The sequence below is a fragment of the Saccharopolyspora galaxeae genome (assembly GCF_016526145.1).
Lineage (GTDB): Bacteria > Actinomycetota > Actinomycetes > Mycobacteriales > Pseudonocardiaceae > Saccharopolyspora_C > Saccharopolyspora_C galaxeae.
The window spans coordinates 56,939-71,257 of record NZ_JADDUE010000007.1; the positions used below are offsets into that span (position 1 = coordinate 56,939).

Here is a 14,319-nt window from a genome sequence, read left to right on the forward strand (position 1 = left end):
GCCGGTGCCGCGGGAGGTGGCCGCGAACCTGTAATCTGCGCGGCATGGTCGATCAGTCCACCCAATCCATCGTGATCCAGGCTCCCGCCGCCGAGATCATGGCGGTGATCTCGGACTTCGCCGCCTACCCGGAGTGGGCGGAGGCGGTCAAGGAGACCGAGGTGCTCTCGACGACCAGCTCGGGCCTGGCCGAGAAGGTGCGGTTCGTGCTCGACGCCGGGGTGGTCAAGGACACCTACGTCAACGTCTACGAGTGGGCCGACGACGGGCTGTCGGTGAGCTGGACGCTGTCCGAGGGGCAGGTGCAGAAGGCGCAGCAAGGCACGTATTCGCTGCGGCCGCAGCCGGAAGGCGGCACCGAGGTCACCTACAGCCTGGCGGTGGACCTGGCGATCCCGATGATCGGCATGTTCAAGCGCAAGGCCGAGAAAATGATCATGAATACGGCGCTGAAAGAGCTCAAACGCCGCGTCGAATCGGGGACTTGAGCCGCGCGGGCGCGTTTTCCGCCGCGCGCTCCGAGTAGCGGATGCGGCCGCGTTGATCGACAGTGTTTCCGGGCGGCGCGCTTTCCCGCCCGCGTCGCCGGTTTCCGGGCGGAAGTGGCACGACCGGATCACGTGGCGCTTCCTGCGGCGCGGCTGCGATGCGGCCGCAACGAAGATCGAGTATCAACGGCATTCGACGTTCCTGTCCCGACTCCGCACTGAGACCGCCCTTGCGCATCCTGTTGTTCACCGGAAAGGGCGGCGTGGGAAAAACGACCCTCGCCGCCGCCACGGCCGCGCGCCTGGCCGAGCGCGGCCGGAAGGTCCTGGTGGTCTCCACCGACCCGGCGCACTCCCTCGGCGACGCCTTCGGCGCCGCGCTCGGTGCTGAACCGCGCGAAGTGGAACTGCACGAACAGCGGCGCGACGTCCGGCTGCACGCCGCCGAGGTGCAGACCCGCGGGCTGCTCGACCAGGCGTGGTCGGAGCTGCGCGAGCACTTGCGCACCCTGCTGCTCGGGGCGGGCGTGAGCGAACTCGACGCGGAGGAGCTCACCCACCTGCCCGGGGTGGAGGACCTGCTCGGGCTGGCCGAAGTGTTCCGGTTCGCCGAGAGCGGGGTGTGGGACACGGTGCTCGTCGACTGCGGCCCGACCGCCGAAACGCTGCGGCTGCTGTCGCTGCCGGAGTCGATCGCCGGATACCTGGAGCGGCTGTTCCCGGCGCACCGGCGGATGGTCCGCGGCGTGCTGGCGGGCCTGGCGGGCAGCGACAACGTCGAACGCTGGGATGCGGTGGCCGATGCCGTGAGCCGCCTGGCGGAGCGGCTGCTCGGGCTGCGGCGCACGCTCACCTCCGAGCACACCAGCGTCCGGCTGGTGCTGACCCCGGAGGCGGTGGTGGCGGCCGAGACGCGCCGGACGCTGACCGCACTGGCGTTGCAGCAGATCCGGGTCGACGGGCTGGTCGCCAACCGGCTCGTGCCGGATCCCGGTTCGGCGCGCGGGAACGCGGCGGCCTGGATGCGAACCCGGCGCAGGGAGCAGGACGCGGTGCTCGGGCAGGTGCGCTCGGCGACGGAACTGCCGCTGCGCACGGTGGCTCATCGAGCCGCCGAACCGGTCGGCCCCGGCGCGTTGCTGGAACTCGCCGACGAGCTCTACGACGGCGACGACCCGCTGGAGGGCGCCGCGTTCGCGCCGGAGATGGAGCTCGGCGGTGGCGGGCGCGCGCTGGACTCCGAATACACGCTGCGGATCGCGCTGCCGCTGCACGACGACGCCGAGCTGGACCTGGCGCGGATCGGTGACGAGCTGGCCGTCACCATCGACGGCAGGAGGCGGCTCATCGCGCTGCCCGCGGTGCTGCGCCGTTGCGCGGTGACCGCCGCGGTCGCCGCCGACGACGGGATCACCGTGTCGTTCCGGCCCGATCCCGAGCAGTGGATGCGCTGAGGCTGTGACCAATGTGGACCAGTGGATGTGGTGAGCGGATGCGTGCTGAACACCCCGATCCCGAGGTGACGTCGGGAACGGGCGAAGAGCCGGACAGCGGTGGCTCCAGCGGTCGCGGAACGGGTTCCGAGCAGGACGGGGGCGGTCGCGACCGGATGGCCGAAGAGCTCCGGCTGCTGCTGGACGCGGCGGCGCAGCGCGCCGAGGAGTACCTGCGCGGCGCAGGCGGTGCTGAGCGGACTCGCGATCGCGGCGCTGGGCCGTCCGGCGCTGGGCCGTCCGGCGAAACCGGCTCGGGTGGCGCTTCCTGCGGCTGGTGCCCGATCTGCGCGGTGGCCGCGCTGGTGCGCGGTGATCAACCGGAGCTGACCGCGAAGCTGGCCGACCAGCTGTCCGGGCTCGTGGAATTGCTGCGGGGCACCCTCGCCGAACACCGGCACACCGATCCGGCCGGTCCGGCTGCGGAAACCGCCGAACCGGCCGCCGAACCCGCGAGCAAGGTGCAGCGGATCGAGGTTCGCCGGGTGCGCGGCAAGACCGCCGCAGCGGCCGGGAAGGGCGCTTCGATGGGAGAGCGCGATTGCTGACCGTCGGCGTGGATGTGGGCGGCACCAGCGTCCGTGCCAGCGTGGTCGACCCGCAGGGCACCGTGCTGGAGACGCTGCGGGTGCCGTCGGCGGGCACCGGACCTGAACTCGACTCCGCCATCGCGGGCACCGTGCTGGCCCTCGCCGCCGACTACCCGGTGGCCGGAGTGGGCCTGGCCGTGGCGGGTTTCGTCAGCGAGGACCGCAGGGTCGTGCGGTTCGCACCGCACCTGCCGTGGCGGCACGTGGCCGTGGCCGACAACATCGCCGCCCGAGTGGGGTTGCCGGTGGTGCTCGAGCACGACGCCAACGCGGCCGCGATCGCCGAGCAGCGGTTCGGTGCCGCGGTCGGCGCGCGGGTCGCGGCGCTGGTGGCGTTGGGGACCGGCATCGGCGGGGCGCTGGTGCTCGGCGGTGACGTGTTCCGCGGGGCGCACGGAGTGGCGCCGGAGCTCGGCCACCTGCGGCTGGTTCCGGACGGGCGGGAATGCCCGTGCGGGAAGCGCGGCTGCTGGGAGCGCTACTGCAGCGGAACCGCCCTGGCCCGGACCGCGCTGGAACTGCTGGCCGAGGACGCGTCCTCGCCGCTGGCCGCGCAGGCCGCCGCCGACCCCGGCGAGATCACCGGGGAGCGCGTCGCGCACGCTGCCGAGGACGGCGACCCGGTCGCGCGCCGCGCGGTGGGCGAGCTGGCGCGCTGGCTCGGTGAGGGACTGGCGCTGGTCGCCGACGTCTACGACCCGGAGGTCGTGGTGCTCGCAGGCGGCGTGTCCGGTTCGGCGCACCTGTTCCTGCGGCAAGCCCGGCAGCACTACGCGGATGCGATGACCGGCGCCGGGCATCGCCCGTTGGCAAAGGTCCGGGTGGCCAAGCACGCGGACGAGGCGGGCATCGTCGGCGCCGCGACGCTGGCCCGCGAACACGTCGCCGCGCACGCCCGGACCTGCTGAACCTTCGTCGTCGAACCCGGCTGCGAAGTCCCTGCAGAACGACTTGCGCAACGGTGCCGGTGGCGGACCGCGGCGGCTTCCTGGCTGCGGAACGCTGAATGGGCGAAGCGGACCGCTCGGAGAAGGCGACATGGCAGCGCTCGTCCCGAACAGGCGCTGAGCCCGTCGCCGGCTCGGCGAGGCGAGCACGCCGCGGGGCCCGGAAGTTCACCGGCCGGTCGGCTCCACCGCGCCGCCGATGCCGTATCCGGGCAGCTGCTCAGAGCCGCGCGCCGTCGTCACCGGATCCCGGCGGGTTGCTCCGCAACCGCAGCAGCAACCAGCCGATCCCGCCGCTGATCGCGATCAGCCCGGCGGGCAGCGCCACGCTGCCGCCGAGCCCCGCGAGCCCCGGCACCACCAGCAGCAGCACGCCCAGCACGATCGTCGAGATCCCGCCGATCGTGGCCGCGGTCGGTCGCGGCATCGGCGGTGGTTCCGGTGGCTCGTAGTGGCCTTCGTCGTCCGCTTCAGCGGGCGGTGTCCAGTCCCGCGGCCCCGCAGGCTCCACCGGGGCCGGGCTCAGCTCCTCGTCCGCTCGGCCCGGCGGATCCGGTGCCCGTCCCTGCCCGTCGGCGTCGTCCGCGGTCGTGCGCGGCCCGTCCTCCTGCGGCCAGCGCGCCAGCGGCTCGTCGCGTTCCAAGCCCGCGACGATCTCGGCGAAGGCCGCGTCGATGTCCTCGGGTCCGTCGGCATTGTCGTGGCGGGTGCTCATGCGGTTTCTCCGACGCGCTCGCGGTGGATCCGGCGGATGAACTCGACGCTACCGGCGAACACCGTCGGCGCGTCGTGATCGAGCGTTGCGACGTGGTAGCTGTCCGGCAGCACGACCTCGGTGACGTCGTCGCCGCCCACGCCGTCGAGCACGACCTTCGCGTTGAGCGGTTCGACGACGTGGTCGGTCGCCGAGCGCAGCAGCAGCACCGGCGCGCGCACCCTGCCGAGGTCGCGCCGCACGATCCGCCACAACCGCCGAAGGCTCGCCATGGCGCGCAGCGGCGCCCGCCCGTAGGCGAGCTCGGTGCTACCGGCCTTCGCGATGTCCCCGCTGAGCCCGCGCACCGAAGGCAGCACCCGGCACAGCACCGGCAGCAGCGCGGCTTCCCGCCGCAGCGTCAGCACCGACGGGTTCACCAGCACGACCCCGGAGATGTCGGGATGTTCCTGGGCCAGCCGCAACGCCAGCGTGCCGCCCATCGACTGGCCGAACACGAACACCGAACCGCACCGGGCGCGCAGCGATTCCAGTTCGGTCCGCACCGCCGAATACCACTCGTCCCAGCCGGTGCGGTTCAACTCGCGCCACGTGGTGCCGTGCCCGGGAAGGCGCGGGCAGCGGACCGTGTACCCCTCGGCGGCCAAGTGCTCTCCCCAGCTGCGCATGCTCTGCGGAGTGCTGGTGAATCCGTGGCACAGCAACACGCCGACGTCGTCGGCACCCTCGTGCACGAACGGCTCGGCGCCGGCGAGCACGGGTGACTCCGATGGCACCGGCAACCCCGGTGGGATGGGCAACCCCCGTGGGATGGGCAACACAGCCTCCCTACCGCTCACCTCGACCCGGGTACCGGTTCATCGTCGCATGGCTGTGGCCGGTGCGGGGCGATCTTCCGGGGCTGATCCGATACCGCAGGGGCCGCATTGTGCGGCGTGCGGGCGCTCCGTAACCTGAACTAGGTATTCCGGGTGTTCAGAAAGGCAGCGGCGCGTGCTGTACTGGGTGATGAAGCACTTCTTGCTCGGTCCCCTCATGAAGCTGTTCTGCCGCCCGAGCATCGACGGTGCCGAGCACGTGCCGCAGTCCGGTGCGGCGATCCTGGTCAGCAACCACGTCGCGGTCGCCGACTCGTTCTTCATGCCGCTGATGATGCCGCGCCGGGTGACCTTCCTGGCCAAGCGCGAGTACTTCACCGGAACCGGGATCAAGGGCAAGTTCCAGAAGTTCTTCTTCTCCGGGGTCGGCCAGGTCCCGATCGACCGCTCCAGCGGCGCGGCAGCGCAGGCCGCGCTGGACACCGGCGTTCGGTTGCTGCGCGAAGGCAAGCTGCTCGGCGTCTACCCCGAAGGCACCCGCTCCCCGGACGGCCGGCTCTACAAGGGCAAGACCGGGGTCGCGCGGATGGCGCTGGAGGCAGGTGTGCCGGTGATCCCGATCGCGATGTACGGCACCGACAAGGTCAATCCGCTCGGCTCCAAGATGTGGTACCCGCACAAGGTGCGGGTCAAGGTCGGCGAGCCGCTGGACTTCTCCCGCTACGAGGGGCTGGCCGGGGACCGGTTCGTGGAGCGCTCGATCACCGACGAGATCATGTACGCGCTGATGGAGCTGTCCGGCCAGGAGTACGTCGACATCTACGCCGCGAAGGCCAAGGACGAGCTGACCGCGCAGGGCAAGGACGTCGCGGGCTGGACCGACCGGATGCCCCGCTCCAAGGCGAGCTGAGCGGGTCCGACGGGGCCGGGCGTTCGCCCGCACCGCCCTCTTTACGCTGGTTCGGTGCGGTTCTTCTACGACTGTGAGTTCATCGAGGACGGGCAGACGATCGACCTGGTCTCGATCGGCATGGTGGACGAGACCGGCCGCGAGTTCTACGCGGTCTCCACCGACTTCGACGCGGGCCGGGCGGGCCAATGGGTGCGCCGCAACGTGCTCCCGCAGTTGCCCCCGCCCGCGGACGGCGCTTGGCGCCCGCGAGCGCGCATCCGCGAAGAGCTGTACGAGTTCCTGACCGCACGCCACGACAACATCGAACTCTGGGCCTGGTACGCGGCCTACGACCACGTCGCGCTCGCCCAGCTGTGGGGCGCGATGCCCGCGCTGCCCTCGCGGATTCCGAAGTTCACCCGGGATCTGCGGCAGCGCTGGGAGGACGTGGGCAAGCCGAAGCTCCCCTCGGCACCGGCGAACGCGCACGACGCGCTCGCCGACGCGCGGCACAACCTGCAGCGCTGGAAGGTGATCGAGGACGTGCAGCGCAAGCGCGGCTACCCGCTCTGAGCCAGCTTCGCGCTCGTCTTGCGCGGGTGGCGAAAGCAGCCGGCGCCGCTCGGAGAAGGCCAGCACCTGAGCCGGACGCAGGTTCCACGGGCGCCGTTCCACCACCGGAGTACTTGCTGCACCGATACAGGCCGTGCCAGGCTGCTGCCCGGGGAGATCCAGATCACCCCGCTCGGTGCCGAGCGAGCGCGGCGCGAGCGAGTGCAGGCGAGCAGAGGAGGCGGCGAGGATGCCGGCTGGAACGCGGATCGGGGTGTTGACCGGTGGCGGCGACTGCCCCGGTCTGAACGCCGTGCTGCGGGCGATCACGCGCAAGGGGATCGCGGTGCACGGGCACGAGGTCGTCGGTTTCCGCAGCGGCTGGAAAGGTCCGCTGGAGGGCGCCACCATGCCGCTCGGGCTGGACGAGGTGGAGGACATCCTCAGCCGCGGCGGCACCATCCTCGGTTCGTCGCGCACCAACCCGTACCAGCACGACGACGGGGTGCAGCGGATCAAGGCGACGATGGCCGAGCACGGGGTCGAAGCGCTGATCGCGATCGGCGGCGAGGACACCCTCGGGGTCGCCGAACGCCTCACCCGCGACGGGGTGCCGGTGGTCGGAGTGCCGAAGACGATCGACAACGACCTCGACGCCACCGACTACACCTTCGGCTTCGACACCGCCGTGCACATCGCCACCGAGGCGATCGACCGGCTGCGGACCACCGCCGAGTCGCACCACCGCGCGCTGGTGGTGGAGGTGATGGGCAGGCACGCGGGCTGGATCGCGCTGCACTCCGGGCTGGCCGGCGGCGCGAACGTGATCCTCGGGCCGGAGAAGCGGTTCAGCGTGGAGCAGGTCTGCGACTGGGTGCAGCAGCGGTTCGAGCGGCAGTACGCGCCGATCATCGTGGTCGCCGAGGGCGCGATCCCGCAGGACGGCGAGGAGGTGCTGCAGACCGGCGAGACCGACGCCTTCGGGCACGTCCGGCTCGGCGGGGTCGGCACCTGGCTGGCCGACGAGATCGCGCAGCGCACCGGCAAGGAATCCCGCGCGGTCGTGCTCGGGCACACCCAGCGCGGCGGCACTCCGACCGCTTACGACCGGGTGCTGGCGACCCGGTTCGGGCTGCACGCGGTGGATGCGGTCAGCGAGGGCGCCTTCGGCAAGATGGTCGCGCTGCGCGGCACCGACGTCGTGCGGGTGCCGCTGGGCGAGGCGACCGCGAAGCTCAAGACGGTGCCGTTGTCCCGCTACGCCGAGGCCGAAGCGCTGTTCGGTTGATCGCCGACCAGCCCCGGCGGTTCCGGTGCCGGGAGGTTCCGGAAATCGCGGCGGGAACCTAGGGTCGGGCCGGTACCGACGGCGGTAGGGGAGCGCGGATGTCCCGACGCGGGCTGATCTCGATGACCGATGGCGAAGTCGCCGACTTCCTCGAACAGCGGCGCACGATCGTGCTCGGCACGGTGAAACCGGACGGGCGGCCGCACCTGGTGCCGATGTGGTTCGTCCCGGGAAGCGTCGTGCCCGGTGGCACGGTGGTCGAGCTGTGGACGTTCGCCAAGGCGCAGAAGACGCTGAACCTGCGCCGCGACCCCCGCGCCACGCTGATGGCCGAGACCGGCAGCAGCTACGACCAGCTGCGCGGGGTCTCGCTGGAGTGCGACGTCGAGGCGCTGGAGGTGCCCGGGGACATCGAGCGCATCGGTACCGCGCTGGGCAGGCGCTACGGCACTTGGGAGCCCGCGGACGAACCCGCCGCGCTGGAGGCGGTGCGCGCCCAGGTGCCCAAGCGCGTCGGGTTCCGCTTCACCCCGACCCGCACGATCAGCTGGGACCACCGCAAACTCGGCGGCGGCTACTAGGCCTGAGAACCCGCCGGTGGTCCGGCTGAGTCCTCGGGCACCGCAGCGGCCGGCGCCGCTTATGAAACAGCCCCTAGATCGCGGGCGCCGGCCGCCGCGGGAGCTCCGGCGAGCCACCTCCGGGCCCCGGCGGGTGGAGCTGAATCGACGCGACTGGGCAAGATCGGCGGCGCTGCGCCGCCGCCCACATGAAAACAGGTGGCCAGCACGCCCTATCCTGGTCACGTGAATTGGACCGTCGATGTTCCGGTCGATGAACTGCCGGAACTGCCGCCGCTGCCCCCCGAGATGCGCGCCCGCCTGGATGCGGCGCTGAAGCTGCCCGCCACCCAGCAGCCCGAGTGGCCCGAGGACGAGGTCGCCGGCGTGCGCAAGGTGCTGGAGAGCGTCCCGCCGGTGACCGTGCCCTCCGAAGTGGACCGGTTGCGCGGGCAGCTCGCGGCGGTCGCGCGGGGCGAGGCCTTTCTGCTGCAGGGCGGGGACTGCGCGGAGACGTTCGCGGACAACACCGAACCGCACATCCGCGGCAACATCCGCACGCTGCTGCAGATGGCGGTGGTGCTGACCTACGGCGCGAGCATGCCGGTGGTCAAGCTCGGCAGGCTCGCCGGGCAGTACGCCAAGCCGCGGTCCAACTCCACCGACGCGCTGGGGCTGCCCAGCTACCGCGGGGACATGGTCAACTCGCTGGCCGCCAGCGAGGAGGCCCGCAGGCACGACCCGTCCCGGCTGATCCGCGCATACGCCAACGCCAGCGCCACGATGAACCTCTCCCGCGCGCTGACCAGCGGCGGGATGGCCGCGCTCGCGCAGGTGCACGACTGGAACAAGGACTTCGTGCTCAACTCCCCGGCCGGGGAGCGGTACGAGTCGGTGGCCGCCGAGATCGACCGCGGCCTGCGGTTCATGGCCGCCTGCGGCGTGGACGACAGCAGCCTGCACGCGGTGGACCTGTTCGCCAGCCACGAAGCGCTGGTGCTGGACTACGAGCGGGCGATGCTGCGGCTGGACACCTCGCACGGCACGCCGCGGCTCTACGACCTGTCCGGGCACTACGTGTGGGTCGGGGACCGCACCAGGCAGCTCGACCACGCGCACATCGCGTTCGCCGAGCTGATCTCCAACCCGATCGGGCTCAAGATCGGCCCGAGCACCACCCCGGAGATGGCGCTGGAGTACGTCGAGCGGCTGGACCCGAACCGGGAGCCGGGCCGGTTGACGCTGATCAGCCGGATGGGCAACGGCAAGGTCCGGGATCTGCTGCCGCCGATCGTGGAGAAGGTCACCGCCGCCGGGCACCAGGTGGTCTGGCAGTGCGACCCGATGCACGGCAACACCCACGAGTCCAGCACCGGCTACAAGACCCGCCACTTCGACCGCGTGGTGGACGAGGTGCAGGGCTTCTTCGAGGTGCACCACCGGCTGGGCACCCACCCCGGCGGCATCCACATCGAGCTGACCGGCGAGCACGTCACCGAATGCCTCGGCGGCGCGCAGGACATCTCGGACACCGACCTGGCGGGCCGCTACGAGACGGCCTGCGATCCGCGGCTCAACACCCAGCAGTCGCTGGAGCTGGCGTTCCTGGTCGCGGAGATGCTGCGCAGCTGACCGGGATCGAGCGCACGCGCGGGCCGGGGTGGGATCACCCCGGCCCGTTCTCGTGCGCCGGGTGTTTCCGGGTGCACCCGCTTTTTGCGTGGCTCGTGGTGACTCTCCGGGATCGTCCCGGGAATTCCGCGGCTGATCCTGGTCATGTCCTTAGCCGTGCGCCCTTGACGGTGACTGCGCTCACCGGATAAACAAACTCGGTCAGATTGAAGCGGACCGATCCGGGCATCGAACCGGGTCCTGGGAATCGGGTCCAGACCGGAGGCCGACCGGGTGTACGCGCGTGAACGCCAGCAGCTCATCGTCGAGCGTGCCAGGCAGGAGGGCCGAGTCGACGTGACCGGGCTCGCGGGGCAGCTGCAAGTGACCCCCGAGACGATCCGGCGCGATCTGACCGTGCTGGAGGAGCACGGATTCCTGCACCGCGTGCACGGCGGTGCGATCCCGGTGGAGCGGTGGAGCTTCGACCCGCAGCTGTCCGCCCGGGAGAACGTGATGGTCGCCGAGAAGACCCGGATCTGCCGGGCCGCGCTCGACGAGGTGCCCGCGGAGGGCGCCGTGCTCATCGAGTCCGGCACGACCTGCGCCAGGTTCGCCGAGCTGCTGCCGACCGACCGGCCGCTGACGGTGATTACCGACAGCCTCAGCATCGCCGTCTCGCTGGCGTCCAGGCCGAACCTGTCGGTGCTCACGCCCGGCGGCCGGGTGCGCGCGACCACCAACGGCGGCGTCGGTGCCTGGGCAGCGCAGCGGTGGCGCGAAGTGTTCGCGGACGTGGCTTTCCTGGGCACCGACGGGGTTTCGCTGCACCGCGGGCTGACCACCCCGGATCAGAACTCGGCCGAGATCAAGACGTTGCTGTTGCGCGGGGCGCGGCGACGGGTCCTGCTCGCCGACCACACCAAGATCGGCCCGGTTTCGCTGCACCGGTACGGCGAGATCGCCGAGGTCGACGTGCTGATCACCGACACCGGGCTGGACGGGGACATCGCGACCGACATCGAGGCCGCGGGCCCCAAGGTGGTGCGAGTGTGAGCACACAGCAGAAAGGGATGCCGATGCGACTCGGCCGGAGATGGTGGGCGCTGGTCGCCCTGTTCGCGTCAGTGCTGCTCACCGCCGGTTGCACGGGGGCGGGGGCGATCGGTTCCGGCGACGGGCGCCGGGTGCTGCGGGTGGCCGTGGTGTCCAACCCGCAGATGGAGGACATGCAGGAGCTCGCCGGGGAGTTCGAGCGCCTGCACCCGGAGCTGCGGCTGCGGTTCATCTCGCTGCCGGAGAACCAGGCACGCGACAAGATCACCCAGTCGGTGGCCACCGGCAGCGGCCAGTTCGACGTCGTCATGGTCAGCAACTACGAGACGCCGATCTGGGCGGCCAACGGCTGGCTGCACGACCTGGAGCCGCGGATGGACGCGACTGCGGGCTACGACAAGGACGACTTCATCCCGTCCATCCGGGACTCGCTGTCCTACCGGGGGCACATGTACGCGGCCCCGTTCTACGGCGAGACGGCGCTGCTGAACTACCGCAAGGACCTGTTCGCCCAAGCCGGGCTGAGGATGCCGGAGAATCCGACCTGGCAGCAGGTCCGCGACATGGCGGCCAAGCTCGATCAGGGCGAAGGCGGGCGCGCCGGGATCTGCCTGCGCGGGCTGCCCGGCTGGGGCGAGGTGATGGCCCCGCTGAACACCATGATCAACTCCTTCGGCGGTCGCTGGTTCGACCCGCAGTTCAACGCCCAGCTGACCTCGCCGCAGGTGCGCGATGCGGCGCACTTCTACACCGACCTGGTGCGCGACTACGGCGAGCCCGGCGCGTCCAGCACCGGCTTCTCCGAATGCCTCACCGAGTTCGGCCAGGGCAACGCGGCGATGATGTTCGACTCGACGTCGTCGGCGGGCACCTTGGAGGACCCGCAGGAGAGCAACGTGCCCGGCAAGGTCGGCTACGCCAACGCCCCCACCGGCCCCGGCGGCAAGCGGGCGAGCTGGCTCTACACCTGGTCGCTGGCGGTCCCGAAGACGGCCGAACGACCCGACGACGCCTGGAACTTCATCTCCTGGGCGACGTCGAAGCAGTACCTCAAGACCGTCGGTGAACGCCTCGGCTGGCAGAACCTGCCGCCCGGCAGCCGCCGCTCGACCTACCAGATGCCGCAGTACCAGCAGGCCGCGGCCGCCTTCGCGCAGCCGACGCTGCGCGGCATCAGCCAGGCCGACCAGACCCGGCCGAGCTCGCAGCCCACGCCGTACCAGGGCTTGCAGTTCGTGCGCATCCCCGAGTTCGTCGACCTGGGCACCCGCGTGAGCCAGCAGATGTCCGCGGCCATCGCCGGGAGCAAGTCCGTGGACGAAGCGCTGGAGCAATCCCAGGGCTACGCCGAGACCGTGGGGGAGAGCTACCGGCCATGACCACTGCTGAACCGACCGCGGCGAAGGGGATCACCCTCGGCCGCAAGGAGAAGTGGGCGCGCCGCGGACCGCTGCTGCCCGCGCTGATCTTCACCATCATCATCACGCAGGCCCCGTTCCTGGCGACGATCTTCTACTCGCTGCACTCGTGGAACCTGCTGCGCCCCGGCTCGTGGGGCTTCATCGGGCTGTCCAACTACGTCGACGTGTTCACCGACAGCGAGTTCTACACCGCCGCGCTGAACACGATCATCGTGACCGTGGGCTGCGTGCTGGTTTCGCTGGCCCTCGGGGTCGGGCTCGCGCTGCTGCTGGACCGGCCGTTCTTCGGTCGCGGCGTGGTGCGCACCATGCTGATCACGCCGTTCCTGATCATGCCGGTGGCTTCCGCGCTGCTGTGGAAGACCAGCATGTTGAACCCGACCTACGGGCTGGTGGACGCCGTGCTCGGGCCGATCGGGCTCGGCGGCATCGACTGGGTCGGCGAGCACCCGATGGTCTCGGTGCTGGCCGCGCTGGTGTGGCGGTGGACGCCGTTCATGATGCTGATCGTGCTCGCCGGGCTGCAGAGCCAGCCGCGGGACGTGCTCGAGGCCGCGCGGATGGACGGCGCCAGCGGCTGGCAGACGTTCCGGTTCATGACGCTGCCGTTCCTGCGCCGCTACATCCAGCTGGCCGGGCTGCTGGGTTCGATCTACGTGGTGAACACCTTCGACGAGATCTTCATGATGACCCAGGGCGGTCCGGGCATCGCCACCACCAACCTGCCGTACTACCTCTACCAGCGGGTCTTCCAGGGCTTCGACGTCGGTCAGGCCGCTGCGCTCGGTGTCGTCGTGGTGGTGCTGACGATCATCGTCGCGACCTTCGCGCTGCGCGCGATCTTCACCGCCATTTCCGGCAAGGAGGCTGCGGAATGAAACGCCGATCGGCCGGTGGGGCCGCGCTGACGGTCCTCGCGTGGGCGCTGGGGATCCTGTTCGTGTTCCCGGTGTTCTGGATGGTGCTCACCTCGTTCAAGCAGGAGGGCGACGCCTACACCGACGACCCGAAGTTCTTGTTCGCCCCCACCCTCGACCAGTACAAGCTGGTCTTCGACGGCGGGCTCGGGCCGTACCTGGTGAACTCGCTGATCGCCACGGTGATCTCGTGCCTGCTGGTGGTGGCGCTGGCCGTGCCCGCGGCCTACGCGCTGTCCATCCGGCCGGTGAAGGGCACCAAGGACGCGTTGTTCTTCTTCATCTCCACCAAGATGCTGCCGGTCGTCGCGGCGATCGTGCCGATCTTCGTGGCCGCTCAGCAGCTGCACCTGCTGGACAACGTGTGGGCGCTGGTGCTGCTGTACTCCGGCATGAACCTGCCCATCGCGGTGTGGATGATGCGCTCGTTCTTCCAGGAAGTGCCCGGCGAGGTGTTGGAGGCCGCGAAGGTCGACGGCGCCGGGCTGCGCACCGAGCTCACCAAGGTGCTGCTGCCGATGGTGGCCCCCGGCATCGCCGCGACCGCGCTGATCTGCGCGATCTTCGCGTGGAACGAGTTCTTCTTCGCGGTGAACCTCACCGCGATCAACGCGCCGACGGTGCCGGTGTTCCTGGTCGGGTTCATCACCAGCGAGGGCCTGTACTGGGCGCGGCTGTCGGCGGCGGCGACGCTGGCGGTGCTGCCGGTGGTCATCGTCGGTTGGATCGCGCAGCGGCAGCTGGTGCGCGGCCTGTCCATGGGCGCGCTGAAATGATCGAAGCCCTGCGCAGCGTCGCAGTCGTCCGCGCGAGAGGACGCTTCGCAGGACGGCGCTCGCAGAGCCCCGCATCCGCGGCACGCGCAGCTGCCAGGACAGGCATCGACACTTCGGTCCCGGCCCCAGCCCGGTGATCGATTTCCGAGCGGACCGCTCGGCCGCGCACGGCCCGGCGGTCCGCTCACCTGCGCG

15 protein-coding genes are annotated in these 14,319 nt (G+C 70.9%); 13 read left to right on the forward strand and 2 right to left on the reverse strand.

Annotated features, from left to right (window positions below; all coding sequences use genetic code 11):
* Positions 1-44 precede the first annotated feature (44 nt).
* The 4 genes from INP57_RS16940 (at position 45) to INP57_RS16955 (ending at position 3,479) form a co-directional block, all read left to right on the forward strand.
* Positions 45-488, forward strand: a complete 444-nt coding sequence (locus tag INP57_RS16940) for an SRPBCC family protein (protein WP_200071221.1) — start codon at positions 45-47, stop codon at positions 486-488.
* Positions 489-718: 230 nt separating this feature from the next.
* Positions 719-1,942, forward strand: coding sequence for an ArsA family ATPase (locus INP57_RS16945; RefSeq protein WP_200071222.1), 1,224 nt, complete (start codon positions 719-721; stop codon positions 1,940-1,942).
* Between the two features lie 38 nt (positions 1,943-1,980).
* Positions 1,981-2,529 (forward strand): hypothetical protein, encoded by a 549-nt coding sequence (locus INP57_RS16950; RefSeq protein ID WP_233627749.1) that lies wholly within the window; start codon positions 1,981-1,983, stop codon positions 2,527-2,529.
* Positions 2,523-3,479 (forward strand): ROK family protein, encoded by a 957-nt coding sequence (locus INP57_RS16955; protein ID WP_200071223.1) that lies wholly within the window; start codon positions 2,523-2,525, stop codon positions 3,477-3,479. Before INP57_RS16950 ends, INP57_RS16955 begins: the two co-directional genes overlap by 7 nt.
* Before the next feature lie 259 nt (positions 3,480-3,738).
* On the opposite strand, the gene INP57_RS16960 is transcribed toward INP57_RS16955, so the two are convergent.
* Complete coding sequence (locus tag INP57_RS16960) at positions 3,739-4,233, reverse strand: DUF308 domain-containing protein (protein WP_200071224.1); 495 nt, start codon at positions 4,231-4,233, stop codon at positions 3,739-3,741.
* Positions 4,230-4,991, reverse strand: a complete 762-nt coding sequence (locus INP57_RS16965) for an alpha/beta hydrolase (RefSeq protein ID WP_200071225.1) — start codon at positions 4,989-4,991, stop codon at positions 4,230-4,232. Before INP57_RS16965 ends, INP57_RS16960 begins: the two co-directional genes overlap by 4 nt.
* Before the next feature lie 235 nt (positions 4,992-5,226).
* Between INP57_RS16965 and INP57_RS16970 the strand changes: the two genes are divergently transcribed.
* The 9 genes from INP57_RS16970 (at position 5,227) to INP57_RS17010 (ending at position 14,124) form a co-directional block, all read left to right on the forward strand.
* Positions 5,227-5,961, forward strand: a complete 735-nt coding sequence (locus tag INP57_RS16970) for a lysophospholipid acyltransferase family protein (RefSeq protein ID WP_200071226.1) — start codon at positions 5,227-5,229, stop codon at positions 5,959-5,961.
* Positions 5,962-6,015: 54 nt separating this feature from the next.
* Positions 6,016-6,516: a polyadenylate-specific 3'-exoribonuclease AS gene (locus INP57_RS16975; protein ID WP_200071227.1), complete on the forward strand. Its 501-nt coding sequence runs from the start codon at positions 6,016-6,018 to the stop codon at positions 6,514-6,516.
* Between the two features lie 229 nt (positions 6,517-6,745).
* A complete protein-coding gene (locus INP57_RS16980; protein ID WP_200071228.1) occupies positions 6,746-7,783 on the forward strand; it encodes a 6-phosphofructokinase in 1,038 nt (345 codons plus the stop codon).
* Positions 7,784-7,881: 98 nt separating this feature from the next.
* A complete protein-coding gene (locus INP57_RS16985; RefSeq protein ID WP_200071229.1) occupies positions 7,882-8,364 on the forward strand; it encodes a pyridoxamine 5'-phosphate oxidase family protein in 483 nt (160 codons plus the stop codon).
* 225 nt (positions 8,365-8,589) lie between these two features.
* Complete coding sequence (locus INP57_RS16990) at positions 8,590-9,975, forward strand: class II 3-deoxy-7-phosphoheptulonate synthase (protein WP_200071230.1); 1,386 nt, start codon at positions 8,590-8,592, stop codon at positions 9,973-9,975.
* A gap of 273 nt (positions 9,976-10,248) precedes the next feature.
* Entirely contained in the window at positions 10,249-11,010 is a 762-nt protein-coding gene (locus tag INP57_RS16995) for a DeoR/GlpR family DNA-binding transcription regulator (RefSeq protein ID WP_200071231.1), read from the forward strand.
* A 17-nt stretch (positions 11,011-11,027) separates the two neighbouring features.
* Positions 11,028-12,389: an ABC transporter substrate-binding protein gene (locus INP57_RS17000; RefSeq protein ID WP_200071496.1), complete on the forward strand. Its 1,362-nt coding sequence runs from the start codon at positions 11,028-11,030 to the stop codon at positions 12,387-12,389.
* On the forward strand, positions 12,386-13,309 hold the full coding sequence (locus INP57_RS17005; protein WP_200071232.1) for a carbohydrate ABC transporter permease: 924 nt from the start codon (positions 12,386-12,388) through the stop codon (positions 13,307-13,309). Before INP57_RS17000 ends, INP57_RS17005 begins: the two co-directional genes overlap by 4 nt.
* Positions 13,306-14,124: a carbohydrate ABC transporter permease gene (locus tag INP57_RS17010; RefSeq protein WP_200071233.1), complete on the forward strand. Its 819-nt coding sequence runs from the start codon at positions 13,306-13,308 to the stop codon at positions 14,122-14,124. The genes INP57_RS17005 and INP57_RS17010 overlap by 4 nt, the downstream gene beginning before the upstream one ends.
* Positions 14,125-14,319: the final 195 nt, after the last annotated feature.